We start from the raw sequence: 25,647 nt of genomic DNA on the forward strand, positions 1-25,647 counted from the left end.
CTTTGCTTTGGCGCGCTTGTAAAAGTGCGTGTAAATGAAAGGGGTACTGAGTAAATCGAAAGGTAAGCGCAGTGAATACGACATATAACTCCGATGTGAACACGCCGTTGAATTCCACACGCGACGATGCGGCACCGGCGGGCTTCATCACCGCGTTCAGCTTCGCGGGCGGCGAGGCGATCCGGCTGACGTGGGACGAAGCGCGCGCGGCGATCGTGGGCGACGGCCCGACGTGGCTGCATCTCTCCGCCAACGACGACACCGTGGAAGGCTGGCTCGAAGGCGTCACCTCCATGCCGGATGTCGCGCGTGAGTTTCTCAATGGCGAGGACAAGCGGCCGCGCGTTCACATGGGCGCGAACTTCATGTATGGCGTGGTCGCGGATCTTGAGTTGGTCGCGAAGACGCCGGATGCCGCCGCGCCCGGTGCGCGTGAGGAGAATCGCGCGATGGGCGCGTTGCGGTATTACGTCGATCGTAATCGCATGATTACCGTGCGTGCGCGGCCTTTGCAATCGACCGACCGGTTGCGTCATGCCGTGCTTGAAGGTGAGTTGTTTCGCGACACGGTGGATTTGTTCGCCGGATTGATTCGCGCGTTGAACGATACGTTTGCGGACCGCATCGATGAGATCGGCGATTGTCTGGATGATGTGGAGGAGGGCGTGCTCGAGGGCGGCCATCCCAAGTGGCGCGCGGAGTTGGGTGGGGCGCGGCGGCGGATCGTCGAAGTGAAGCGCTTTATCGATCCTGAGCGCAATGCGTTGATGCAGCTTGTTACCCGCAAGCTCGAATGGGCCGAGCCCCGGTCGATGGAATCGCTTGTGCAGGCTATTCAGGTTTTGAATGGGTTGGGGGCGGGGTTGGAAGGGCTCTATGAACGGGCCAAGCTCTTGCAGGATGAGATCGCAGCGCTGCTTTCCGAGGACATCAATCGTAAGCTGCTTTGGCTTGCGATCATGTCGGCGTTGTTGTTGCCAGCGACGCTTGTTACAGGGATCTTTGGGATGAATGTGGCGGGGTTGCCGGGGACGAAGGACCCGGAGGCCTTCTGGATTGTTGTGGGGGTGATGGCTGCTTGTGCGGGGTTTACTATTTATTTGTTGAGGAAGTTGAGGTTGTGGTGATTTTTTGGGCTTTTGTTCGTCGTGCAAGGGGCTGCTGCTGATTGTGTTGTTTATTCAGTAGCCGCCTCCCCGGCGGGGGGGTAACTTTCTTTGCTGCTGCAAAGAAAGTCACCAAAGAAAGCAGCTTTTTACCCCATGCACGATGGCTGGAAAGTGTGGTCTGAATTAACGATACAGTGGCCGCGTTAGGATGTCCCTCGGTTAGTTAAGCATGTGGGCAACCTAACGATTTCGCGCTCGAATAATCATTGCGCAGTGGTCCGCAGTCATTCTTTCGGCCATGCGCTTCGCGCGCCGAGAACCTAAGAACGGAATCCCGCAGCGTATCAGTGCCCAGCCACCTCACACCGCATCGCACCTCTCCCATTGGGCCCTACCTTGGTAAGCGCTTCTGGGCAAAGCGCACACGCCAACGCAAGCACGTTTTAGTCGGAGCACTAACCAAGGTAGGGCCGAATAGCAATCTTGCGGGGAAGTGTGATGTGGCTGGGCGCTTATACGCTGCGGGATTCCGTTCTAAAGTTCTCGGCGCGCGTAGCGCATGGCCGAAAGAATGAGCGCGGACCACTGAGTGTTGATTGTTCGAGCGCGAAATCGCGAGGTTGCCTAAGCGACTCGTCATGCGTGGCAAGTCCTATTGCGGCCACTGTATCGTTAATCCAGACCACCCTCTCCAGCCATCGAGCGTGGGGTAAAAAGCTGCTTTCTTTGGTAACTTTCTTTGCAGCAGCAAAGAAAGTTACCCCCCCGCCGGGGAGGCGGCTACTGAAAAAACAGCCCAACCAACAGCAGCCCCTTGCACAAAAAACCAAGCCCTCAATCAACAGCCGGAGCCAAAACCTCCCGATTCCCATTATTCCCCATAGCCGAAACCAACCCCGCCGCTTCCATCTGCTCCACAAGCCGGGCTGCCCGGTTATACCCAATCCTCAACTGCCGCTGCACCGAAGAAATGGACGCTCTCCGGGACCGCAAAACAAACGCCACAGCCTCGTCATAAAGCGGATCGGCTTCAGCCTCCGGCGAATCCCCGAACAAATCCTGCGAAGCGCCATCGGCGGCGGGCCCGGAAAGAATCCCTTCCTCATACTCAGGCTCGCCAAACTGCTTGAGATACTCGACCACGCGATGCACCTCGTCATCCGCGACAAACGCGCCATGCACGCGCTGCGGATACCCCGTCCCCGGTGGCAAGAACAACATATCGCCCGCGCCAAGCAACGACTCCGCTCCCATCTGATCGAGAATCGTCCGCGAATCGATCTTGGACGACACCTGAAACGCCACGCGCGTCGGAATGTTCGCTTTGATGAGCCCGGTGATGACATCCACCGAAGGCCGCTGCGTCGCGAGAATCAAATGGATGCCCGCCGCCCGCGCCTTCTGCGCCAGCCGCGCGATCAGTTGCTCGATCTGCTTGCCCGCAACCATCATCAAATCGGCCAGTTCGTCGATGACGACCACGATCAGCGGCAGCGTCGACAGCGGTTCGGGCGCGTCCGGCGTCAGCGAGAACGGATTCGTGAGCTTCTTGCCCTGCGCCTCCATCGTGCGGATTTTCTGATTGAAGCCCTGTAGATTGCGCACGCCAACCGCCGACATCAGCCGGTAACGCTTCTCCATCTCGCCGACGCACCAGTTCAGCGCGTTCGACGCCAGCTTCATGTCCGTCACGACCGGCGCGAGCAGATGCGGAATTCCTTCGTACACCGACAATTCCAGCATCTTCGGGTCGATCATGATGAGGCGCACGTCTTCCGGCTTCGCCTTGTAGAGCAGCGAAAGAATCATCGCGTTGATGGCGACCGATTTGCCCGAGCCGGTCGTGCCCGCGACAAGCATGTGCGGCGCTTTGGCCAAATCCGTCACCACCGGATTGCCGATGATGTCCTTGCCCATCGCAATCGTGAGATTGGACTTCGACGCGCGATACACGTCGTCCTCCAGAATCTCGGACAGACGGATCATCTGCCGCCGCGCGTTCGGCAATTCGAGCCCCATGCAAGTCTTGCCGGGAATCGTCTCGACGACGCGAATCGACGTGAGACCAAGCCCGCGCGAGAGATCCTTCATCAAGCCGACGATCTGACTGCCGCGCACGCCGAGCGCCGGTTCCACCTCGAAACGCGTGATGACCGGTCCGGCTGACGCGCCCACCACCGTCACCGGCACCTTGAATTCCTGAAGCCGCTGTTCGATCAACTGACCGGTTTCGGCGAGACGCGCTTCGGAAATCGGTTCGAATTCGTCGCAGGCGGGTTCGAGCAGATCGAGCGTCGGCAATTCGACCGACGACGCGTGCGGCGCGTGGAACTCGAAGCCAACCGGCGCGGAGCCGCGGACCGGCGGTTTCGGAGCGGTGGGCGCCTCGACGGGTTCGTGATGCGCAACCGGCGTCATGGTGGGAAAGCGCACGACGTTCGAGGCGAGCGCATCGGCGTCGTCTTCGTCTGCGTCAGGCACATCGTTGTCCCATGGCGAGGCAGGGGCGAAGGTCGGCAGCGGCGGAAGGGCAGGGGGCGGCTCGGTGAATTCGAAGCGTGACGGCGCAGCAATACGCACGGGCTCGGGTTCGTTGCTCGCGGGAGTGGCAGGCGCAAGCGACCACGGCGCAGGCGGCGGTGCCGATGGCGCGACGTGTTCCGCCGTCGGCACGGGCTCGATTTCATCGATGTCGTCGATCAACGTCTCCGGCACACGCGCCGGTTCGGTTTGCGACGGCGTGGAAGTCTGCGTCGGCGTCGGGACGACAGGCATCGGCGGCGCGGCTTCGATTTGCGGTGTCGATGCGTCCGGCGAGGAAGCGTGCGTCGCGATTACAGGTGGCGTCGAGGTTGGGACGACAGGCATCGATGGCGCGGCTTCGATCATCGTCTCCGGCACGCGCGCAGGTTCGGTTCGCGGCAATGCGTCCGCCGTGGTAGCGAAAGTCGCGCTCACAGGAGGCGTTGGTGTGGGAACGACGGGCATCGACGGCGCGGGTTCAATTGCCGTTTCCGGCACACGCGCGGGTTCGATTCGCGGCGTCGATGCCTCCAGCGTCAACGCGGGGACGACAGGCATCGATGGCGCGGCTTCGATCATCGTCTCCGGCACGCGTGCGGGTTCGGTTCGCGGCGATGCGTCCGCCGTGGTAGCGAACGTCGCGCTCACCGGAGGCGTCGGCGGCGCGGCTTCGATCGCGTCCGGCGTGGAAACGAGCGGCGTCAACGTGGGCACGACGGACTTGATCGGCGCGGCTTCGTGTGTCGATGCTGCGGGAGGCACCTGGCGCGCAGGCTCATCACGTTCGAGCGGCGTCGGCGCAGCACGGTCGGCCGTCATCGGTCGAACTTCAGCCCTCAAAGACATATCAGGCGCTTTCGCCACATCCGCCGCACCGCTCTTGGCAAGCGACGTCCACATCGCCGTTCTTTCCTTGATGGATCGCAGCGTCGCCTCCACCGTTTCCGGCGCAGGCGGCGGCGCGGGCGGCGCGGGCGCCCGCGCAACGGCAGGCGCGGAAAGCAACGTCGTCATGAAGTCACGCGAACTCGTACCGGACGCCGGCCTCGACGCCATCGGACGCCGCACCGGCGCAGGCGACGACTGGGTCACCTGCCGCGGGCTCGTCTGCACAGGCGCGGGCCTACGAACGATGCTCTCTCCATTCGACGTGACAGGACGCGGCGGCGCGGCGGGCGGAACCGGCTCACGGCTTGCCGCAGCACGCGTATCCGCCACGGACGGCTTGATCCACCCGGAAGGCGCGACCGGTTCCACTTGTGCCGTACGCACCGCATTCGCGCCAACAACAGGTACAGGTTTCGAAGTCTCAGGCGTAACCGGCGAAACCACGCGGCTCGCGCCCGCCTTCGTCTTCATCGGCGGACGCCATGCCGTGGGTCGCTGATAGCGTCCGGTCTTGCCGGTCGGCAAGCCGAGCGTGGGCTCCGCGCTCGGCACGCGGGGCGTCGTGGTATCGAACTGTCCGGTGCCTATTCCGCGCGGCTCGTTCATCGGCTTGTTCTGCTTGTCGCTCGCGCGGCGTTCGCGCCACCAGCTCACCTTGTCGCGCGATTCGCCGTTCGCCTTCTCGCGGCTCTTCCTCGACGGACGCGCCTCGCGTTCCGCTTTTACACGCGGCGCGACCCAACTCGCGGGCACGCCGAAGCCGAACGCTTCATCCGCCCAGCCGAGCACCGAGCGCCAACTGAACTCGACGAGCCACGGCGCGACGATCGCCAGCACGAGCGCGCTGATAGCAATCGCGCCCGCCGGATGCGCGACGTTTGCCAGCGCACTGGCAAGGAAGCGCCCGCATCGATTGATATCGAGCTGTGTTTCAAGGGTTGCGGCAAGCGCGCCTTCGAGCGTCGCGCTCGACAGCAACACGCAGAAAAAGCCGAACCAAAGCCGGATCGTGCCGGGGCCGCGCAATCCCGCGCCGCCGGGAAGCACCGACTTGACGACGCGCCAGAGCAGCGCAATGAACCAGACGACTGATGCACCGAACCAGCCGAGAACTACCGTGTGCATGCTGAAGATGAACCAAGTGTGGGTGAAGCGGTTGAGACAGTCGCATCGCGCGACCATGAGACGCAGCGATGCCTTGTATTTCGATTGTGCAGTTTAACGGGTGTTGAGCGCGTGTCGAGCGCAGGCCGCGAGCGCATCATGCGCATGGCGCGCTCGCGCAACACTTCAGTTCGGACGCCTCGCGAAAGTCATCACCTGACCATCGTCGAGCGTGATTTCGAGCGCTTGCGGCGCGTTCATCTGCACGCCGCTTTTCGCGACATGCGCAAGCCCGCTGAGATAAGGCTGTTCGAGCGATGCCCCCGCGCCCGCGCCGCACGCCATGCGCGTGCCCGCGAGCGGACCGAACGCGAGCTTGCCGTCCTTCAGGCTGTACGTGCCGCTGAACCGGTTGCAGCCCGAGAAGCCGCTCGCACGCCGGTGTCCGCTCTCCGTCGAAAAGTCCAGCGTGAGCGATTGCTTGTCTTCCGGCAACGTGCGCGGATGACCACTTGCATCCGTCCAGCCAGTGAGCTGCCATTGCGTGTCATCGAGCAACTGTGTGGCGGCGGGATTGTACGGGTCGGTCGGCGGCGCGGCGGTATCGGGATGCTTCGGCAAGGCGCAGGCAGCGACGAGCGCCGTCGCGGCAAGCGCCGCGATGCAGGACGAAAGGCGCGACGACGCGCGCGGAGACTGCATGCGGATGTGTTGCGTGGGCATCGATGATCCTGAAGCGGGCGAAACCGTAAGCGTATCGCACTCGTCCTGTGATTTGTCTAGTGTTCGCAACCGCGTGCGCGGGAACTTGCGTGTTAACATCGCGCCCAATCCGGCATATACGGCGTCTTCTTCGATCTTGGAGCATTCATGCAGACCGATTCTCAAAGCACACGCATCGGCACGCCGGGTTCGCCGCAGGCCACGCGCGTCATGCTGCTCGGCGCGGGCGAACTGGGCAAGGAAGTGATCATCGCGCTGCAACGGCTGGGCGTGGAAGTCATCGCGGTGGATCGTTATGCGCATGCGCCGGGGCATCAGGTGGCGCATCGGGCGCATGTCATCGACATGACCGATGCTGTGGCGCTGCGTGCGCTCGTGGAGCAGGAGCGGCCGCATCTGATCGTGCCGGAGATCGAGGCCATCGCCACCGACGCGCTCGCGCAGATCGAAGCCGATGGCGCGGCCACCGTCATCCCCACCGCGCGCGCCACGCAACTCACGATGAACCGCGAAGGCATCCGCCGGCTCGCTGCCGAGGAACTGGGCTTGCCCACGTCGCCGTATGCGTTCGCGCAATCGCTCGACGAGATGAAAGCGGCGATCGCCAAGATCGGCTTTCCGTGCGTGGTCAAGCCGGTGATGTCGTCATCGGGCAAGGGACAATCGGTGCTCAAGAGCGAAGCCGATGTCGAACCCGCCTGGAATCACGCGATGGCGGGCGGGCGCGTGAACCACGGGCGCGTGATCGTCGAGGGGTTCATCGACTTCGAATATGAAATCACGCAGTTGACCGTGCGCGCGGCGGACCCGCAAAGCGGCGAAACGCGCACGTATTTCTGCGAGCCGATCGGTCACGTTCAGGTGGCGGGCGATTACGTGGAATCGTGGCAGCCGCAGCCGATGAACGCCGCCGCGCTCGCGAAGGCGCGCGAGGTGTCGGAAAAGGTCACGACGGCGCTCGGCGGGCGCGGCCTGTTCGGCGTCGAGTTGTTCGTGCGAGGCGATGACGTGTGGTTCTCCGAAGTCAGTCCGCGTCCGCACGACACCGGCCTCGTCACGCTCGCGACGCAGCGTTTCTCCGAATTCGATCTCCACGCGCGCGCGATTCTCGGTTTACCGGTGGATACTGCGTTGAGTTCGCCGGGCGCATCGGCGGTGATTTACGGCGGGCTGGACGAGAAGGGCATCGCGTTCGAAGGCGTCGCCGATGCGCTCGCGGTGCCGGGCGCGGATCTGCGGCTGTTCGGCAAGCCGGAGAGCTTCTTGAAGCGCCGCATGGGTGTCGCGGTGGCGACGGGTGTCGATATCGAGGAAGCGCGTGCCCGCGCGAAGCTCGCGGCGGGGAAAGTGCGGCCGGTTTCGGTGAAATAGGCCGGGCGTCGAAGGAGGAAGCGGTGAAACGCATCGTGTGTACTGTCGTGCTCGTGTCGTCACTGTTCTGTTTGTCGGGATGCGGTCTCGCGGCGGCGCCTTGCCGTATTGCGTCGGCGGGCCTGAAGATTGTGCCGGTGGTGGGGCATGTCGCCGCCGCGCCCACCGACGCCTGCGCGGACGTTATCGATCCATGATGAAAATATTGCTCGCCTGCGCGCTGATGTCGGCATCCGCCGCGTTCGCCATGCCGCTGACCGTGCCGCAGATCCAGACCGCATCGAGCGTGAGTACGCGCTACGACTGCAAGGATGGCAAGAGCATCAACGTGCAATATACGAACACGCGCAACCAGCAGAGCTTCGCTGCGCTCACGGTCGGCGGTCGCAAACTGCTGTTCGTCGGCGTGATGTCCGGTTCGGGCGCGCGCTACGCCGCCGACCGCTACATTTGGTGGACGAAAGGCCCGCAAGCCAATCTCTACGATGAAACCGCGCCGAAAGACTCGCCGCCGCTCCTCGCGGACTGTCAGGCGCGCGCCAAATAGCCCGCCGAAGCGATAACCCCGCCGGTGCTACAATATGCGGTTTTCCGGCCTCCCGAACAGCGACACTTATTTTGCTGTCCTTGCCGGTGGCAACGGAGATGACGCCGTCTGCTGCATGCCTTGAAAAGCGTGCCTTGAAAACGTCATCGAAGGCGTGTTCCATCTGAGCGGGCGAGCGCGACCGGCGCTGTCCGTCCGATGCCCATTGCAAGCGTCAGCGCGGAACCGCCGCGCGAACCATCGCGCAAACTAACGCGCGTCCAGCGCCGGCCGGGAGCAGCGAGCCGACGAACCCGCCGAGACCTTACCCGCGCCGCATCGAGCGGACTTTTAGCGAAAGCCAAGATAGCCACCATGTCAGATTCCGTCGTCACGAACACGTCCACCGCGCCCGAAGCTGCCGCGCCCACGTTCGACCAGTTCGGTTTGGCCGCCGAAATCCTGCAAGCGGTGAGCGAGTCCGGCTACACCATTCCCACGCCCATTCAGGCGCAGGCCATTCCCGTCGTGCTGGCGGGCCGCGACGTGATGGGCGCGGCGCAAACCGGCACCGGCAAGACCGCGAGCTTTTCGCTGCCGATCATCCAGCGATTGCTGCCGTCGGCGAGCACGAGCGCGTCGCCCGCGCGCCATCCCGTGCGCGCGCTGATGCTCACGCCCACGCGCGAGCTGGCCGATCAGGTCGCCGCCAACGTGCAGACGTACTCGAAGCACACGCCCTTGCGCAGCACGGTGGTGTTCGGTGGCGTCGACATGAACCCGCAATCGGACGCGCTGCGCCGTGGCGTCGAAATTCTCATCGCGACGCCGGGCCGTCTGCTCGATCACGTGCAGCAAAAGACCGTCAACCTCGGTCAGGTGCAGATGCTCGTGCTCGACGAAGCCGACCGCATGCTCGACATGGGCTTTCTGCCGGACCTTCAGCGCATCCTCAATTTGCTGCCGAAGGAACGTCAGACGCTGCTGTTCTCGGCGACGTTCTCGCCCGAAATCAAGAAGCTCGCCGCTACTTATCTGCGCAACCCGCAGACGATCGAAGTCGCGCGCAGCAATTCGACCAACGCCAACGTGCGCCAGATCGTCTATGAAGTGCACGAGAGCGACAAGTCCGGCGCGGTCGCGCAACTGATCCGCGACCGCGGTTTGAAGCAGGTGATCGTGTTCTGCAACAGCAAGATCGGCGCGAGCCGGCTGGCGCGCGTGCTGGAGAAGGAAGGCATCATCGCGACGGCGATTCACGGCGACCGCACGCAGGGCGAGCGCATGCAGGCGCTGGACGCGTTCAAGCGCGGCGAGATCGAAGCGCTCGTCGCGACGGATGTCGCCGCGCGCGGCTTGGATATCGCGGAACTGCCTGCCGTCATCAACTTCGATTTGCCGTTCAACGCGGAAGATTACGTTCACCGTATCGGCCGGACGGGCCGCGCGGGCGCATCCGGCGATGCGCTCTCGCTGTGCAGCGCGAACGAGCGCAAGCAGCTTGCGGACATCGAAAAGCTCATCAAGCGGCCGTTGCAGGTCGAGCCGCTGCAAGTCACCGCGCCCGCGCGCCGCGATGGTGCTTCGCCGCGTCGCGAAGAACGGTTCGGACGGCCGGAGCGTGGTGAGCATCGGCATGCGCCGCGTGAGGAAGCGGGCGCGCGTCGCCGTAGCAGCAGCGGCAGTTCGTACGACCGTCCGCGTTCGCGTCAGCAGCCGATCGATGAATTCTTCCTCAAGCCCTACGAGCCGTCGCCCTCCGCGATGAAGCGTCACGAGGAACAACCCGAGCCGGAGCGCAAGAGCGCGCCGAAGCAGCCGCTCGCGGCCTTGCTCGGTGGTTTGGGAATGCCGCGCAAGCCGTCGTAAGCGAAAAAAAAGCAGCCCGCGTGGCTGCTTTTTTATTGGCCGATGCAAACGATCAGCGCCCGAAACGCCGCGCCCATTGCGCGGTGGCTTCCGCATAAAACACGTCGAGCCGCTCCGTCTCATTCGTCTCGATACCCAGATGCCGCGCCGCCCGCGCCAGCGCATCGAGCGGCACGCCGCGATCGAGCGGGACCGCGCCCGTCTGCTTGCTGAGTTTTTCGCCCGTGCTGCTCTCGACCACGGGCACATGCAGATAGGAAGGCGTCGGTACATCGAGGCAACGCTGGAGATAAATCTGCCGCGCCGTCGAATCGAGCAAATCCGCGCCGCGCACGACATGAGTGATGCCCGCATCCGCATCATCGACGACGACGGCCAGTTGATACGCCCACAATCCATCCGCGCGCTTCAACGCGAAATCGCCGACTTCGGCTGCAAGATCCTGCGACTGCGCGCCCTGCCAGCAATCCACGAAACGCACGTGCGCCGCATCGCCATCCGGCACGCGCAGCCGCCATGCGCGTGCGGGCTTGCCGTTCAGACCGTCGCGACAAGTTCCGGGATAAGCCAGCGTCGCGTGGCGCGCATGAGCGTGCACGAGGGAATCGGCGATCTCGCGCCGCGTGCAGCCGCATGGATAGATCAGCCCGCGCGCCTGCAAGCGCTCGAAGGCCCGCGCGTAGTCGATATCGCGATCGCTCTGCCAGACGGGCGGTTCATCCGAGCGCATGCCGAAATGCGCGAGCGTTTCGAGCACATCGTCGGCGGCGCCGGGCGCGGTGCGCGGCGCGTCCACATCTTCGATACGCACGATCCAGCTTCCGTCGTGCGCGCGCGCATCTAGATAGCTCGCCAGCGCCGACACCAGCGAGCCCGCGTGCAGCGGACCGGTGGGCGAGGGCGCGAAGCGGCCGCGATAGGTCATCTGAACGGTCAGGCGGCCGCGCGCGAACGGGCTTCGGGATGGCACTCCGGGCACGTTTCGCCCGGCTTGTAGAACGGCGACTGCTGATCTTCGACGCTCACCACCGCGCGGCAGCCGAAGCATTGCGAGGTCGCGGTCGGTTCCAGATTCGGGTCGAGCGCGGTGCGGTAATCAAACACGAAGCATTCGCCGTGATAATGCGCGCCGCCGACTTCCTCGAAGTATTTGAGAATGCCGCCTTCGAGCTGATACACATGATCGATGCCCACCTCTTTCATATGGATCGCGGCCTTCTCGCAGCGAATTCCGCCCGTGCAGAACGACACCACGGTCTTGCCTTCCAGGTCCGCGCGGTTCTGCTCGATCACTTCCGGAAACTCGCTGAATTTCTCGATGCGGTAATCCAGCGCGTGATCGAAGGTGCCGACATCGACTTCGAACGCATTGCGCGTGTCGAGCATGACGACCGGACGGCCTTCGTCGTCGTGGCCGCGGTCGAGCCAGGACTTGAGCGTCGGGGCATCCACGAAAGGCGCGCGGCCCAGTTCCGGGCGGATTGCGGGCTTTTTCATCGTGATGATTTCGCGCTTGAGCTTGACCAGCATGCGGCGGAACGGCTGCTTGGCGGACAGGCTTTCCTTGAATTGCAGGTCAGAGAAGCGCCCGCCGAAGAGCGCATCGCCGCGCAGATAATCGATGAACTCGCGCACCTGCGCCACCGGCCCCGCGATGAACAGATTGATGCCTTCCGGCGCCAGCAGGATCGTGCCCTTCAGGCCGAGCGCGTCGCACTGCGCGCGCACGAGCGGCCGCCACGCGGGGCCGTCCTCGATGGTGACGAATTTATAGGCGGACAGGTTCAGAATGCTCATGATCGATAACGCGTGATGCGGCCAAAGCCAGTAAAAAGTGCGGATGCGCGATGTGCTCGGACGCCGCGCGAAACCCGTATTATCCCGCAAACGGCCTGCGCCTTTCGTATCGTGCTAAACGAAGCCGCAAGCCCTCGTCCGTTCGGCCAACACGCCTTTCGCGCCCGTTTTTGCGGATTTTTTGCGTTTGACCCGCATGTACAATACCGCCATGTCAGATCCCCGTTTCGTTCATCTCCGCGTCCACTCTGAGTTCTCGATTGCCGATGGCATCGTGCGGCTGGATGATGTCGTCAAGGCCGCCGCGAAAGACGGTCAAGGTGCGCTCGCGCTCACCGATCTCGCCAACGCATTCGGCCTCGTGCGCTTCTACAAGGAAGCGCGCAGTGCGGGCGTGAAGCCCATCGCCGGTTGCGATGTGTGGATCACCAACGCCGCCGACCGCGACAAACCTTCGCGCCTTCTGCTGCTCGTGCGCAACAGGCAGGGCTATCTCAACCTGTGCGAACTGTTGAGCCGCGCGTGGCTGACGAACCAATATCGCGGGCGCGCGGAAGTGCTGGCCGAATGGCTCGATGAAGGCCTCGCGCAAGGTTTGCTCGCGCTGTCCGGCGCGCAGCAGGGCGATATCGGCATGGCGTTCGCCGCGGGCAACGCGCAGGCCGCGCAACGTCACGCCGAGCGCTGGGCGAAGGTGTTTCCGAACGCGTTCTACATCGAATTGCAACGCGCGGGTTTGCCGGGCGAACAGGGTTATGTCACCGAAGCCGTCACGCTCGCCGCGAAGCTGAAGCTGCCGGTCGTCGCCACGCATCCGATGCAGTACATGACGCCGGACGACTTCACCGCGCACGAAGCGCGCGTGTGTATCTCCGAGGGCGATATTCTCGCCAATCCGCGTCGGCAGAAGCGCTTCACGCAGGATCAGTATTTCCGCACGCAGGACGAAATGTGCGCGGCATTCGCGGACATTCCGTCGGCGCTGGCGAACACGGTGGAGATCGCCAAACGCTGCAATCTCACGCTCGAACTCGGCAAGCCCAAGCTCCCGCTCTTTCCGACACCCGATGGCATGTCGCTCGACGACTACCTCGTGCAGTTGTCGAAGGAAGGGCTGGAAGTGCGCCTGCAACAGCTTTATCCGAATGAAGCCGAGCGTGAAGCACAGCGTCAGACCTATTACGAACGGCTCGAATTCGAGTGCGGCACCATCATCAAGATGGGCTTTCCGGGCTACTTCCTGATCGTCGCCGACTTCATCATGTGGGCGAAGAACAATGGCGTGCCGGTGGGGCCGGGGCGCGGTTCGGGCGCGGGTTCACTCGTGGCGTACGCGCTCGGCATCACCGATCTCGATCCGCTGCGCTACAACCTGCTGTTCGAGCGCTTCCTGAACCCAGAACGCGTGTCGATGCCCGACTTCGACATCGACTTCTGTCAGGAAGGGCGCGACCGCGTCATTCAGTATGTGAAGGGCAAGTACGGCGCGGATGCCGTGTCGCAGATCGCCACCTTCGGCACGATGGCCGCGAAGGCGGCGGTGCGCGATATCGGCCGCGTGCTCGATCTCGGCTATATGTTCACGGACGGCATCGCCAAGCTCATTCCGTTCAAGCCGGGCAAGCATGTGACCATCGCGGATGCGATGAAGGAAGAACCCGCGCTTCAGGAACGCTTCGACTCCGAAGACGAAGTGCATCAGTTGCTCGAACTCGCGCAGCGCGTGGAAGGGCTCACGCGTAACGTCGGTATGCACGCGGGCGGCGTGCTGATCGCGCCGGGCAAGCTGACGGACTTCTGCCCGCTGTACACGCAGGGCGAGGACGGCGGCGTCGTCAGTCAGTACGACAAGGACGACGTGGAAGCGGTTGGTCTCGTCAAGTTCGACTTTTTGGGCTTGACCACGCTCACCATTCTCGACTGGGCCGAGCGGTATATCCGCCGGCTGGACGAATCGAAGAAGGACTGGAATCTCGCGCAGGTGCCGCTGGACGATCCCGCATCGTTCACGATCCTGAAGAAGGCGAATACCGTCGCCGTGTTCCAGCTTGAAAGCCGCGGCATGCAGGGCATGCTGAAGGACGCGCAGCCGGACCGCTTCGAAGACATCATCGCGCTGGTGGCGTTGTATCGTCCGGGGCCGATGGACCTGATTCCGAGCTTCTGCGCGCGCAAGCACGGGCGCGAGATCGTCGAGTATCCCGATCCGCGCGTGGAGCCTGTCCTGAAAGAGACCTACGGAATCATGGTCTATCAGGAGCAGGTGATGCAGATGGCGCAGATCATCGGCGGCTACTCGCTCGGCGGCGCGGACTTGCTGCGCCGCGCGATGGGCAAGAAGAAGCCCGAGGAAATGGCCACGCATCGCGAGATTTTCGCGGAAGGCGCAGCGAAGAACGGCCTCACGCGCGCGAAAGCCGACGAAACCTTCGACCTGATGGAAAAGTTCGCGGGCTACGGCTTCAACAAGTCGCACGCGGCGGCGTATGCGCTGCTCGCGTATTACACCGCGTGGCTGAAGGCGCATCATCCGGCGGAATTCATGGCGGCCAACATGTCGCTCGCCATGGATGACACCGACAAGGTGAAGATTCTTTTCGAAGACTGCGCGACGAATAGTCTCGCCGTGCTGCCGCCGGACATCAATCAGTCGGCGTATCGCTTCGAACCGGTGGGCGAGCCCGACGGCAAGCGCTCGAAAACCATTCGCTACGGATTAGGCGCGGTGAAGGGCAGCGGGCAAAACGCCATCGAAGAAATTTTGCGTGCGCGCGGCGATGGTCCGTTCACCGATCTGTTCGATTTCTGCGAACGCATCGACCGGCGCGTGGTGAATCGGCGCACGGTGGAAGCGCTGATTCGCGCGGGCGCGTTCGACAGCGTGCATGCCAATCGCGCGCAATTGCTGGCGTCCGTGCCGCTCGCCATGGAAGCCGCCGATCAGGCCGCCGCCAACGCCATGCAGGCGGGCCTGTTCGACATGGGCGACGCGCCGCTCGCGAAGCACGAGTACGTCGAAGAAGCCGCGTGGTCCGACAAGAAGCGCCTGCAGGAAGAAAAGACCGCGCTCGGTTTCTATCTGTCCGGCCATTTGTTCGATGCCTACAAGGGCGAAGTGCGCCGCTTCGTGCGCCAGAAAATCGGCGAACTGAAGGAAGGGCGCGATAAGTTGGTCGCGGGCGTGATCTCCGCCATGCGCACGCAGATGACTCAGCGCGGCAAGATGCTGATCGTCAATCTGGACGATGGCAGCGGCCAGTGCGAAGTCACCGTGTTCAACGAACAGTTCGAAGCCAACAAGGCGCTGTTCAAGGAAGACGAACTGCTCGTCGTGCAGGGCATGGCGCGCAACGATGCTTTCACCGGCGGCATTCGCTTCACGGTGGACACCGCGATGGACCTCGAACGCGCGCGCAGCCGTTACGCGCAGTCGGTCAAGGTCGAGATGAACGGGAACGCGGATTCCTGGCGTCTGCGTCGCGTGCTCGAAGCGCATGCGGCAGGCGCGCAGGTTGAAGCGCCCGCAGCAGCACCGCCGTCGCGTGAGAATGGCAATGGCCGGGGGCGTCAGCCGTCCGCGCCGATTCCGAACGGGCTGAACGTGAGCATCGTGTATCGCAGCGAGCATGCGCAAGGCGAAGTGCGTCTGGGCGATGCCTGGCGCGTCAAGCCCACCGACGATCTCATCACGGCGTTGCGCGGGGAGTTTGCGGGCAGCGCGATCGAAATCGTCTACTGATGCGCATCGGCATTTCGGCCAATGCGCTGAAGCATTCCGGCGGGCTCGAACGTTACGCGATGGACCTTGTGCGCGGCCTGGCGCTTGCGGGTTTCGATGGCGCCAATAAGCCCGCGTTCTTCGCGCGCAAGATCGATGCTTCGTTGCCGGAAAGCCGGCTGGTGGATGCGCATCGCATCAACGTGTCGTTTCTGCCGGGCAAGTGGCGCGATGCGTATTTCTCGTGGGCGCTGGGGCGCGCGCGTCGCCGTGCGAAGGTCGATGTATTGATCGGCTGCAATCGCGTCGAAGGTTCGGACATCGCGATTTGCGGCGGCACGCATATCGGTTTTCTGCGCGCGATCGGAAGGCGCGAGAAGCCATCCGATACGCGGCAGATCGCGCTGGAACGACGTCAGTATGCGCAGGCAGCGGTGATCGTCGCGCATTCGGACATGATGCGCGATGAACTCGCGTCGCTCTACGGCATCGCCGATGACAAGATTTGCGTGCTGTATCCGCCCGTTGACGCCGCACTTTTTTCTCCCGCCGATGCAAACGAACGCACGCGTCTGCGCGAACGCTTCGGTTTCGCGGAGAACGAAACCGTGCTGCTGTTTCCATCGAGCAGTCATGAGCGAAAGGGTTTGCCGCTGATCGAACGCGCGCTCGCGGGCATGAACGTGGTCATAGCGGTGGCGGGGCGTGCGCCGGATCGCGCGGCGTCCAATGTGCGCTATCTCGGCTACGTGAAGAATATCGAGGATGCGTATCGCGCGGCGGATTTCACGATTCTGGCGTCGAGCTACGAGCCGTTCGGGCTCGTCGGCATCGAATCGGTGATGTGCGGCACGCCGGTGATATTTTCCGAGAACATCGGCTGTGTCGATGCCATCTCGGATGACGCCAAACATCTCTTCAAACCCGGCGATGCGGACGATTTGCGCCGCGTCGTGAATGCGGCCATCGCGTCGCCACGCAAACGCGTGAACGGCGGCGCGGTGCGCTATGACACCAGCATCGCCGCACACGTCCGGGCGTTGCTTGCGCTTACCGAACTCCGTTCATCGCGCCGAGTTTGAGAAAGCGGTAATACACCGTCTGCGCGTTGAACAGCGCGATCATGAAGCCGGTCTTGCCGTCCAGAAAACCGCGTCTAAGCACATACGTCCTGACGAACGCCCACGCGCCGCGCGAGAGCGCCATGCCAAAACCACCGCGTTTGCCCGCCGCATGGCGCTGCTGCGCGCCCGCGCTCGAATACGCGTCGAGCTTGCGCAGCACGGCTTCGAAGTCTTCATAGGAATAGTGCATCAGCTTGCCGTCCAGACGCGCGACGGGCTTCGTGCTCGATACGACCAGCCGTTCGTGGACGAGATCCGCCGAGAAGCGCGCCGTCTCGCGCCTGAACAAGCGCGGAATCCAGTCCGGATACCAGCCGCTATGTTTGACCCACACGCCGCAAAAGCTCGAAAGCCGGTCGATCGCGTACACATCGGCTTGCGGCGCGGCAATCGCGGATTGAATCGATGCCGCGAGTTCCGGCGACACGATCTCGTCGGCATCGATGGAGAGCACCCAGTCGGTGCTCAAGGCATCGAGCGCGCGGTTCTTTTGCGGGCCGAAGCCGGGCCAGTCGTGCGCCTCGATCACGCGCGCCCGATGCGCCCGCGCGATGCCGACGGTTTCATCCGCGCTGCCGCTATCCACGACGACGATTTCATCCGCGAAAGACACGGACTGGAGGCACTGCGCGAGCCGCGCGGAAGCGTTGCGAGTGATGAGGGCGATGCCGAGGGTAGGGCGTGACATAAGGCTTTGTAAGCTGCCAAGTTGGTATAATTATTCACTGTATGCGCGGGTTTGCGGGACTTCTGCGTCACGATCGGCCGAAGAGGCAAGGATTATCGATCGGCGCGTGGCCGCACTCGTGCGAACGTCAAGAGGCCCGCGTGCCTCTTTTTGTTGTCCCGGCCTTCGAGGCGCGCTGTTTCAACGCGTCACGTGCCTGAAGGCGCGCACAAGCACCAAGCCGGCCCATCGGTCATCGCGCGACGCAATCCGTGGCAGCGCGCGGCATCCGCCAGTCTTTCTTCGAAACTATGAGCCGACTCTCCGGGCGCATTCGTGTGATTGCCCGAGCGATACCCAAGCTGGCGCTCAAAGCGTTTCGCCGGCCGCCGACCGACGTGTCGAGCATCCTGATCGCGCACCACTTGCTGCTCGGCGATACGCTCCTGCTCACGCCGCTCATCGCGAAACTGCGCGAACGCTATCCGCATGCGCGCATCGCGCTGACTTGCCCGAAGGCCATCGTGCCGCTGTTCGCGGGACGTCCGTTCGGCGCGCAGGCTTTGCCGTTCGATCCGCGCGATGTCGATACCGTGCAGGGCGTGCTGAACTCCGGTCCTTACGATCTGGGCATCGTCGCGGGCGAGAACCGCTTTGCGTGGCTCGCGATGGCGGCGGGTTGCCGCTGGATCGTCGGACATGGCGGCGATACACCCGCGTGGAAGAGCTGGCCGCTCGACGAAGCGCATCCGTATCCGCCGCAGCCGGCTGCATGGGCCGATATCGCGGCGATGCTGATCGACGGGCCGCCGCCGCAGCGGGCGCGCGCCGAAGACTGGCCGGAGCCAAAAGCCGCCGCGTTCGCGCCTGAAGATAAACAGGCGCTTTCTCGTCCTTACGTCGTGCTGCATCCCGGCGCGAGCACGACCGTCAAACGCTGGCCGCAGGACCGCTGGCAGGCGCTGGCCGAACGCGTCGAAGCGCTCGGCTATGCGCCGGTGTGGAGCGGCGGACCCGGCGAAGTCGAACTCGTCCGCGAGATCGATCCGCAAGGCCGGTACGCCAACTTCGCGGGCCGCGTGGGACTCGGCGAACTGTGGCATCTGTTCAAGGGCGCACGCGCGCTCGTCTGTCCCGATACCGGCGTCGCGCATCTGGGCCGCATGGTCGGCGTGCCGACGGTGACGCTCTTCGGTCCGGGCAACGCGCTGATTCACGGTGCGGGTGATTTCTGGTTTGACGCGCGCTTCAGGCCGGTTACCATCGCGGACATGCCGTGCCGCGACGAGCCGATTATTTTCCGCAGACATGTTTCATGGGTGCGGCGCTGCGATCGCAACGAGCAGACATGCGTCGCGTGGCGGGGAGATCACGCCGAATGTATGGGCCTCATCTCGCTCGATGCGGTGAGTCAGGCGCTAGAGGACATGCTGACAAAAGCTTCATGACGAAAACAATAGATAAGCGGCCGGACTGGCTGTTGTGGATCGGCGCGCCGGTCATCCTTTTTGTCGTCACGTTCGCGCACATGACGGCGCTCGAAAACATCGCGCTGGGGTGCATCGGACTGGGCACGATCGCGGTGGCGTGCTCGCGCGGCGTGGCCTCGCCGCTGCGCTGGCCGCTCATGTTGCCCATCGCGCTGTGGGCGGGCTGGACGCTGCTGTCGGTCTCGTGGTCGCCGTATCCGGCGGTGAGCATTCATTCGTGGCTCGACGAGGTGTGTTATCCGCTGTTCGCGTTTTTCGGCTTCTGGCTGATCGGCGCGCGCGTGGCCCGGGCGGAGCGCTTCGTGCTCGCGCACTGGCTGGGCTGCGTGCTGGTCGCGGTCATCAGCGCGGTGTATTGGGGGCATTTGCAACCGCCGACCGCCGACACGTTCATGCTGCATTACTACAACCGCGTCGGGCATACGAGCACGGTCGCGCTGTTCGGGATCGCGCTGTTCGTCGGCATGATGCTGGAAGGGAAGTGGCGGGTGATCGGCGTGACGGGCGTGCTGCTCAGTCTGTTCATCGGCTTTGCGACGCTGAACCGGTTTTTCGGCATCGCGGCGTTCATCACGCTGCTGCTGGCGCTCAGTCCGCTGTATCGCAAGCGCATGATGATCGCGTCCATCGCGCTCGCGGTGATCGGCGTGGCGGCCATCGGCGGGCTCGAGGTCAGCGCGCGCATGCGCTTCGAAAAAGCGCCGCCGATGTTACCGGCGCACGGCGTCACGCTCGAAGGTGACCGCATTCCCGTGCCGTCGTTTTTGCCGGGCATCGCGGATACCATCGCAACCGACACGCGTCCGCGCCTGTGGGCCTTCTACGTCCGCGCGGGCAAGGCGCATAGGTGGACGGGCGTGGGGTTCGGCAAGCCGTTGCCCGGCCAAGTGTACGGACGCGAGATTCCGCCGCGTCTGCTCGCCGAGGAGTCGCAGGCGCTCACCCACGCTCACAACCTGTTTCTGAATACCTGGCTCGAAACCGGCGTGATCGGACTATTGCTGGAGATCGTCCTGCTCGCGGCGCTGGTGCGGCGCTTCCTGCGCGTGCGCAACGAGGTGCCGTGGCTGGCCGCGGGCGGCATCGCGCTGGTCGGCGCGATGATCGCGAAGAACATCACCGACGACTTCATGTGGCAGACCACCGCGCTCGCCTTCTGGTGTTTCGCGGGACTGATGCTCGGGCGCGCCGAACGTCTGACGCAGCGCCTGCCGGTCCCGCGCGTGGCGGCGGGCGATGCATCCTCGTCAGACTGAACGCGTACCGGAAGGCGCGCGCATCGCCGGATTAGAATAGCGGGATTTTGTGCTTGTCCGCCCGACGCGGTTGAGCCGGCGCATCACACACCGCATACCGAGGAACGACTTGAGCAAGAATCAATCTCTCCGCAAGCCCATTGGCGGCGCGGACGCCTCCTCGCCGATGGCCGTCATGAAACGGCTCTGGCCGTATATCCGCCCGCTGCTCGGCATGGTGATCCTGGGCATCGGCACCATGGGGATCGTGGCCGCGACCGAGGCCGGCATTCCCATGCTGCTCAAGCCGCTGCTCGATCACGGCTTCGGCACCAAGGGCAGCGATCACGCGCGCTGGCTCGTGCCGCTCGCGGTCATTGGTCTGGCGCTGGTGCGTGGCGGGGCGCAGTATGCATCGGGCTATTTCTTGTCTTATGTGTCGAACAAGATCCTGCTGCAACTTCGTTTGCAGATGTTCGAACGCATGATCCACACGAGCGCCGAATTCTTCCAGCGCGAGACGGCGAGCACGATCATCAACGCGATCGTCTTCGAGGTGAATCAGATTCTCTCCGTGCTTTCCAGCGTGGTCGTGACGCTGGTGCGCGATTCGCTCACGGTCGTGTTCCTGCTCGGCTATCTGTTCATTCTCAACTGGCGGCTCACGCTGATCGTCGCGGTGATATTGCCGCTGATCGGCTGGCTCGTGAGCAAGATCAACCGGCGGCTGCGGCGGCTGAATCGCGAGCATCAGGCGCTCACGAACGAACTGTCGTATGTCGTCGAGGAAACGGTGGGCGGCTACAAGGTCGTCAAGGTGCACAACGGCGAGGCTTACGAGATGAGCCGCTTCACCGAGATGAGCCACCGTCTGCGCGGCTACTCCATGCGCATGCAGGTGTCGGGCGGACTGGCGCAGCCAATCACGCAGTTTCTTGCATCGATCGCGCTGGCGGTCGTGTTGACCATCGCGGTCGTGCAGTCGACGCACGATCAGACCACGGTGGGCGGTTTCGTCGCCTTCGTCACGTCGATGTTGCTCGTCATTTCGCCGCTCAAGCATCTGATCGACATCAATCAGCCGATGCAGCGCGGCATGACCGCGGCCGAGCTGATCTTCGGCCTGATCGACGAACCCGAGGAGCCGAAGGGCGGCGGGTGGACGCTTGAGCGTTCGCGCGGCGAAGTCGAATTTCGCGATGTTTCCTTCGCTTATTCCGCCGACCGTCCGACGCTCGATCACGTGTCCTTCAAGGTCGCGCCGGGCGAGATGGTCGCGTTGGCGGGACCGTCGGGCAGCGGCAAGACCACGCTCGTCAATTTGCTTCCGCGGTTCTTCGATCCGCGTAGCGGGCAAGTAATGGTCGATGGCGTCGCACTCACCGAATACAACCTGCACGATTTGCGCGGCCAGATGGCGATGGTGAGTCAGGACGTCGTGCTGTTCAACGACACGATTGCGGCGAACGTGGCCTATGGTCAGACGCCGGACCGCGACCGCGTGCTGGCGGCGCTGACAGCGGCGAATCTCGCGGATGTCGTGGGGAGCCTGCCCGAAGGCATCGATACGCTGATCGGCGGCAATGGCATGCGGTTGTCGGGCGGGCAACGTCAGCGGCTCGCCATCGCGCGCGCCATCTACAAGGATGCGCCGATCCTCATTCTCGACGAAGCCACTTCCGCACTCGATTCGGAGTCCGAGCGGCATGTGCAGGCAGCGCTCGAAACGCTCATGAAGGGGCGCACGACGCTGGTCATCGCGCACCGGTTATCGACCATCGAGCGCGCGGATCGCATTCTCGTGTTGGAGGCGGGGAAGATCGCGGAGCAGGGGAGTCACGCGGAACTGCTGCGCAAGGGCGGGTTGTATGCGCATTTGCATCGGATTCAGTATCAGCAACAGGCGGCTTGAGGAATCGTGTCTTGAGGTTGGGCGTTCAGATATGCATTTCGATCCGCAGCTAGTTTCACGACGTCGTGTGTATTAGCTGGTATTCGACCTATCGGACAGCGTCGGGTGAAGGGTTGCCGTTCTGTCGTGCAAAGGGCCTCTCTTGTTTGTTTGGTTTATTCAGTAGCCGCCTCCCCGGCGGGGGGGGTAACTTTCTTTGCTGCTGCAAAGAAAGTCACCAAAGAAAGCAGCTTTTTACCCCATGCACGATGGCTGGAAAGTGTGGCCTGGATTAATGATGCAGTGGCCGCAATAGGACGTCCCTCGGCTGGTTAAGCGTGTGGGCAACCTAACGATTTCGCGCTCGAATAATCAATGCGCAGTGGACCGCATTCATACTTTCGGCCATGCGCTACGCGCGCCGAGAACGTAAGAACGGAATCCCGCAGCCTATAAGTGCCCAGCCACCCCACACGCCATCGCTATATTGTTATTCGGCCCTACGTTCGTTAGTGCTCCGACTAAAAGGCAAATGCCGACTTGACTTAAGCCTTTGAGCTTGCGGAGCAAACACGTCTTTCGCGAACGCGCCAACCAAGGTAGGGCCGAATAGCAATCTTGCGGTGTGGTGTGAGGTTGCTGGGCGCTAATACGCTGCGGGATTCCGTTCTAAAGCTCTCGGCGCGCGAAGCGCATGGCCGAAGGAATGAATGCGGGCCACTAAGAGAAGATTTTTCGAGCGCGTGATCGCGAGGTTGCCTAAGCGGCAAGTTATGCATGGCAAGTCCTATTGCGGCCACTGCATCATTAATTCAGACCACACTTTCCAGCCAGCGTGCGGAGGGGTAAAAGCTGCTTTCTTTGGTGACTTTCTTTGCAGCAGCAAAGAAAGTTACCCCCCCGCCGGGGAGGCGGCTACTGCAATAAAGACACAAACAACAGCAGCCCCTGCACGACGACATAGAGCCAGCAACAATCCCACCCAACCCTACATCAAAACAATATCGTACTGCTCCTGACTCAAATTACTCTCCACCTGCAGCGAAACCGGCTTCCCGATAAAGTCCATCAGCATGGCCAAATGCTGCGACTCCTCCTCGAGAAACAGATCGATCACCTGCTGCGAAGCCACCACACGAAACTCCCGCGGATTAAACTGCCGCGATTCCCGCATGATCTCGCGCAACACGTCATAGCACACGGTACGCGGCGTCTTCACCTGCCCCTTCCCCTGACAAGTAGGACAAGGCTCACACAACACATGCGCCAGCGATTCCCGCGTGCGCTTGCGCGTCATCTCGACCAACCCAAGCTGCGAGAACCCGTTCACCGTCACCCGCGTGCGATCCCGCGACAACGCCTTCTTCAACTCGCCCAGCACCTGATCCCGATGCTCGACATTCTCCATGTCGATGAAATCGATGATGATGATCCCACCGAGATTCCTCAACCGCAGTTGCCGCGCGATCGTATGCGCCGCTTCGAGATTCGTCTTGAAGATGGTGTCATCGAAATTGCGTGCGCCGACATAGCCGCCCGTGTTGACGTCGATGGTCGTCATCGCCTCGGTCTGGTCGATCATCAAGTAACCGCCCGACTTGAGATCCACACGCCGCGACAACGCCCGCAAAATCTCCGCCTCGATGTTGTAGAGATCGAACAGCGGACGCTCGCCGGTGTAGTGATGCACACGCGACGCCACCGCCGGCGTGAACTCGGCAGCGAAGTCCGCAAGCATCTGATGCGTCTCGCGTGAATCGACCTGAATGCGCGTGGTTTCGTCGTTGACGAAGTCGCGCAGCACGCGTTGCGCAAGGTTCAAATCCTGATAAAGCAAACTGGTCGGCGGCACGCGCTGCGCCTGCGTGACGATGGTCGCCCACGTCTTGCGCAAGTACGACACATCCGCCGCGAGTTCCTCGCTCGACGCATCCTCGGCGATGGTGCGCACGATATAGCCGCCTTTCTCGTCAGCAGGCAGCACGGCAGTCAGACGCGCGCGCACGGCCTCGCGCTCCGCTTCGCTTTCGATCTTCTGCGAGATGCCGATGTGCGGCTCCTGCGGCAGATAAACCAGCGTGCGCCCCGCAATGCTCACCTGCGTGGACAGCCGCGCGCCCTTCGTGCCGATGGGGTCTTTCACCACCTGCACCATCAACGCCTGTCCTTCAAAAACGATCTTCTCGATGGGCACATGCGGACTCGACCCATGCGGCTCACCCGCCACGCGCGGATGCCAGATATCGGCCACATGAAGGAACGCGGCGCGCTCAAGACCAATGTCGATGAACGCCGACTGCATGCCCGGCAACACGCGCACCACACGGCCAAGATAGACGTTGCCCACGCGCCCGCGCGACAGCGTGCGCTCGACATGAAGCTCCTGAACGGCGCCTTGCTGAACGATTGCGACGCGGCTTTCCTGCGGTGTGACGTTGATCAGGATTTCTTCGTTCATGGCCTGTTTTAGAATTCGACGCGCGCCACGCGCAGGAGAACTGCTGTTTCGTAAAGGGGCAAACCCATGATACCCGAATAGGACCCGTCGATTCGCTCGATGAATGCTGCTGCGCGCCCCTGAATGCCATACGCGCCCGCCTTGCCGAGCGGCTCGCCGGTGGCGGCATAGCGTTGCAGTGCAGCACGGTCCGCGTTGGCGAAGCGCACCGTCGAACGCGAGAGCACGGGTTCGAGCAGCGAGCCTTCTGCATCGACGACGGCGATCGCGGTCAGCACTTCATGCTCGCGGCCTGCAAGGCGTTCGAGCATCGTCACGGCATCCGCTTCGTGTAGCGGCTTGCCGAGGATCAAACCATCGATGGTGACGGTGGTATCGGCGACGAGTATCGGCGCGACCGCATGCTTGCCCGCGAGCAGACGCTCGCGTGCAGCCTGTGCCTTGAGCGCGCATACACGCATGACATAGGCATCGGCGGCTTCGGCGGGGAGTTCGGTTTCGAGTGCTTCGGCGTCCTCATCCGGACGCGGCAGCAAGAGTTCGAAGCGCACGCCGAGTTGACGAAGCAACTCCTGACGGCGCGGGCTTTGTGAAGCGAGATAAACGAAGGCGTGATCGGGCATCGTGAAGTCGGTGTCGAATGACGCGCGCGGCATTCGATCCAACCTCGAACAGCCTCACGCGCGATGATAGGGATGATTCTGCGTGATGCTCCACGCGCGGTAAAGCTGTTCGGCGAGCAGCACGCGCACCATGCCGTGCGGCAGCGTGAGGCTCGACACGCGCAACAGCAGTTCGGCGCGCGACTTGACCTGCGGGTCCAGCCCGTCCGCGCCGCCGATGATGAACGCCACATCGCGTCCATCCTGTTGCCAGCCGGGCAGGGCTTGCGCGAGCTGCATGGTGGTCCAGTCGCGGCCACGTTCGTCGAGTGCGACGATGCGCGCGTGCTTCGGCAACGCGGCATCGATACGCTGCTTCTCGGCCGCCATCACGCTTTCAGCGTTGCGCCCGGACGAGCGCTGCTCGGGCTTGATCTCTTTCAGCTCGATGCGCAACTCAGGCGGCATGCGCTTCGCATACTCGTCGAAGCCATTCGCGATCCAGTCGGGCATCTTGTGTCCGACCGCGAGGATGACGAGCTTCATCGCAAC

Annotated in this window: 18 protein-coding genes; 10 read left to right on the forward strand and 8 right to left on the reverse strand. The window is 63.1% G+C overall.

The annotated features are described in order from the left end of the window. Positions 1-71 precede the first annotated feature (71 nt). Complete coding sequence (locus ACZCWR_RS07880) at positions 72-1,127, forward strand: transporter (protein WP_487303139.1); 1,056 nt, start codon at positions 72-74, stop codon at positions 1,125-1,127. 816 nt (positions 1,128-1,943) lie between these two features. Here the strand turns inward: ACZCWR_RS07880 and ACZCWR_RS07885 are convergent. Beyond that, positions 1,944-5,645 (reverse strand): DNA translocase FtsK, encoded by a 3,702-nt coding sequence (locus ACZCWR_RS07885; RefSeq protein ID WP_487303140.1) that lies wholly within the window; start codon positions 5,643-5,645, stop codon positions 1,944-1,946. Positions 5,646-5,810: 165 nt separating this feature from the next. Then, positions 5,811-6,347 carry an META domain-containing protein gene (locus tag ACZCWR_RS07890; protein WP_487303141.1) on the reverse strand — a complete coding sequence of 179 codons (537 nt, stop codon included), beginning with the start codon at positions 6,345-6,347 and terminating at the stop codon, positions 5,811-5,813. Positions 6,348-6,494: 147 nt separating this feature from the next. Between ACZCWR_RS07890 and purT the strand changes: the two genes are divergently transcribed. From purT to ACZCWR_RS07910, 4 genes are all read left to right on the forward strand, one after another. Next, complete coding sequence (purT, locus tag ACZCWR_RS07895) at positions 6,495-7,718, forward strand: formate-dependent phosphoribosylglycinamide formyltransferase (RefSeq protein WP_487303142.1); 1,224 nt, start codon at positions 6,495-6,497, stop codon at positions 7,716-7,718. A 23-nt stretch (positions 7,719-7,741) separates the two neighbouring features. Then, positions 7,742-7,915 (forward strand): DUF6726 family protein, encoded by a 174-nt coding sequence (locus ACZCWR_RS07900; protein WP_487303143.1) that lies wholly within the window; start codon positions 7,742-7,744, stop codon positions 7,913-7,915. Further along, on the forward strand, positions 7,912-8,265 hold the full coding sequence (locus ACZCWR_RS07905; RefSeq protein ID WP_487303144.1) for an MliC family protein: 354 nt from the start codon (positions 7,912-7,914) through the stop codon (positions 8,263-8,265). The genes ACZCWR_RS07900 and ACZCWR_RS07905 overlap by 4 nt, the downstream gene beginning before the upstream one ends. A 354-nt stretch (positions 8,266-8,619) precedes the next feature. Continuing rightward, on the forward strand, positions 8,620-10,113 hold the full coding sequence (locus ACZCWR_RS07910) for a DEAD/DEAH box helicase (RefSeq protein WP_487303145.1): 1,494 nt from the start codon (positions 8,620-8,622) through the stop codon (positions 10,111-10,113). Positions 10,114-10,165: 52 nt separating this feature from the next. Here the strand turns inward: ACZCWR_RS07910 and gluQRS are convergent, their stop codons facing one another. After that, positions 10,166-11,038 (reverse strand): tRNA glutamyl-Q(34) synthetase GluQRS, encoded by an 873-nt coding sequence (gene gluQRS, locus ACZCWR_RS07915; protein WP_487303279.1) that lies wholly within the window; start codon positions 11,036-11,038, stop codon positions 10,166-10,168. 8 nt (positions 11,039-11,046) lie between these two features. Beyond that, complete coding sequence (locus ACZCWR_RS07920) at positions 11,047-11,910, reverse strand: sulfurtransferase (protein ID WP_487303146.1); 864 nt, start codon at positions 11,908-11,910, stop codon at positions 11,047-11,049. Between the two features lie 196 nt (positions 11,911-12,106). Between ACZCWR_RS07920 and dnaE the strand changes: the two genes are divergently transcribed. Both dnaE and ACZCWR_RS07930 read left to right on the forward strand, forming a co-directional pair. After that, on the forward strand, positions 12,107-15,649 hold the full coding sequence (gene dnaE / locus ACZCWR_RS07925) for a DNA polymerase III subunit alpha (RefSeq protein WP_487303280.1): 3,543 nt from the start codon (positions 12,107-12,109) through the stop codon (positions 15,647-15,649). Continuing rightward, the gene (locus ACZCWR_RS07930; RefSeq protein ID WP_487303147.1) at positions 15,649-16,710 is read left to right on the forward strand and encodes a glycosyltransferase family 4 protein; all 1,062 of its coding nucleotides are present in this window, start codon (positions 15,649-15,651) and stop codon (positions 16,708-16,710) included. Before dnaE ends, ACZCWR_RS07930 begins: the two co-directional genes overlap by 1 nt. On the opposite strand, the gene ACZCWR_RS07935 is transcribed toward ACZCWR_RS07930, so the two are convergent. Next, positions 16,679-17,440: a glycosyltransferase family 2 protein gene (locus ACZCWR_RS07935; protein WP_487303148.1), complete on the reverse strand. Its 762-nt coding sequence runs from the start codon at positions 17,438-17,440 to the stop codon at positions 16,679-16,681. The genes ACZCWR_RS07930 and ACZCWR_RS07935 overlap by 32 nt on opposite strands. Before the next feature lie 290 nt (positions 17,441-17,730). Between ACZCWR_RS07935 and ACZCWR_RS07940 the strand changes: the two genes are divergently transcribed. The 3 genes from ACZCWR_RS07940 to msbA all read left to right on the forward strand — a co-directional run bounded on the left by ACZCWR_RS07940 (position 17,731) and on the right by msbA (position 22,056). After that, a complete protein-coding gene (locus ACZCWR_RS07940) occupies positions 17,731-18,867 on the forward strand; it encodes a glycosyltransferase family 9 protein (RefSeq protein WP_487303149.1) in 1,137 nt (378 codons plus the stop codon). Continuing rightward, positions 18,864-20,165: an O-antigen ligase family protein gene (locus tag ACZCWR_RS07945; protein ID WP_487303150.1), complete on the forward strand. Its 1,302-nt coding sequence runs from the start codon at positions 18,864-18,866 to the stop codon at positions 20,163-20,165. Before ACZCWR_RS07940 ends, ACZCWR_RS07945 begins: the two co-directional genes overlap by 4 nt. 166 nt (positions 20,166-20,331) lie before the next feature. After that, entirely contained in the window at positions 20,332-22,056 is a 1,725-nt protein-coding gene (gene msbA, locus ACZCWR_RS07950; protein WP_487303281.1) for a lipid A export permease/ATP-binding protein MsbA, read from the forward strand. A 967-nt stretch (positions 22,057-23,023) separates the two neighbouring features. On the opposite strand, the gene rng is transcribed toward msbA, so the two are convergent. Genes rng through rlmH form a run of 3 tightly spaced genes read right to left on the reverse strand, consistent with a single transcriptional unit; the run spans position 23,024 to position 25,641 of the window. Further along, positions 23,024-24,493, reverse strand: coding sequence for a ribonuclease G (gene rng / locus ACZCWR_RS07955; protein ID WP_487303151.1), 1,470 nt, complete (start codon positions 24,491-24,493; stop codon positions 23,024-23,026). An 8-nt stretch (positions 24,494-24,501) separates the two neighbouring features. Further along, positions 24,502-25,149, reverse strand: coding sequence for a Maf family protein (locus ACZCWR_RS07960; protein WP_487303152.1), 648 nt, complete (start codon positions 25,147-25,149; stop codon positions 24,502-24,504). 21 nt (positions 25,150-25,170) lie between these two features. Continuing rightward, positions 25,171-25,641 (reverse strand): 23S rRNA (pseudouridine(1915)-N(3))-methyltransferase RlmH, encoded by a 471-nt coding sequence (gene rlmH, locus ACZCWR_RS07965; protein WP_487303153.1) that lies wholly within the window; start codon positions 25,639-25,641, stop codon positions 25,171-25,173. Positions 25,642-25,647 lie beyond the last annotated feature (6 nt).

The organism is Caballeronia sp. A2-2 (assembly GCF_057612605.2).

Coding starts and splice junctions, on each gene's coding strand:
- ACZCWR_RS07885 (WP_487303140.1), bottom strand. CDS start 5,645: ATGCACACGGTAGTTCTCGGCTGGTTCGGTGCATCAGTCGTCTGGTTC.
- ACZCWR_RS07890 (WP_487303141.1), bottom strand. CDS start 6,347: ATGCCCACGCAACACATCCGCATGCAGTCTCCGCGCGCGTCGTCGCGC.
- purT (WP_487303142.1), top strand. CDS start 6,495: ATGCAGACCGATTCTCAAAGCACACGCATCGGCACGCCGGGTTCGCCG.
- ACZCWR_RS07905 (WP_487303144.1), top strand. CDS start 7,912: ATGATGAAAATATTGCTCGCCTGCGCGCTGATGTCGGCATCCGCCGCG.
- ACZCWR_RS07910 (WP_487303145.1), top strand. CDS start 8,620: ATGTCAGATTCCGTCGTCACGAACACGTCCACCGCGCCCGAAGCTGCC.
- gluQRS (WP_487303279.1), bottom strand. CDS start 11,038: ATGACCTATCGCGGCCGCTTCGCGCCCTCGCCCACCGGTCCGCTGCAC.
- ACZCWR_RS07920 (WP_487303146.1), bottom strand. CDS start 11,910: ATGAGCATTCTGAACCTGTCCGCCTATAAATTCGTCACCATCGAGGAC.
- dnaE (WP_487303280.1), top strand. CDS start 12,107: ATGTACAATACCGCCATGTCAGATCCCCGTTTCGTTCATCTCCGCGTC.
- ACZCWR_RS07930 (WP_487303147.1), top strand. CDS start 15,649: ATGCGCATCGGCATTTCGGCCAATGCGCTGAAGCATTCCGGCGGGCTC.
- ACZCWR_RS07935 (WP_487303148.1), bottom strand. CDS start 17,440: ATGTCACGCCCTACCCTCGGCATCGCCCTCATCACTCGCAACGCTTCC.
- ACZCWR_RS07940 (WP_487303149.1), top strand. CDS start 17,731: ATGAGCCGACTCTCCGGGCGCATTCGTGTGATTGCCCGAGCGATACCC.
- ACZCWR_RS07945 (WP_487303150.1), top strand. CDS start 18,864: ATGACGAAAACAATAGATAAGCGGCCGGACTGGCTGTTGTGGATCGGC.
- msbA (WP_487303281.1), top strand. CDS start 20,332: ATGGCCGTCATGAAACGGCTCTGGCCGTATATCCGCCCGCTGCTCGGC.
- rng (WP_487303151.1), bottom strand. CDS start 24,493: ATGAACGAAGAAATCCTGATCAACGTCACACCGCAGGAAAGCCGCGTC.
- ACZCWR_RS07960 (WP_487303152.1), bottom strand. CDS start 25,149: ATGCCGCGCGCGTCATTCGACACCGACTTCACGATGCCCGATCACGCC.
- rlmH (WP_487303153.1), bottom strand. CDS start 25,641: ATGAAGCTCGTCATCCTCGCGGTCGGACACAAGATGCCCGACTGGATC.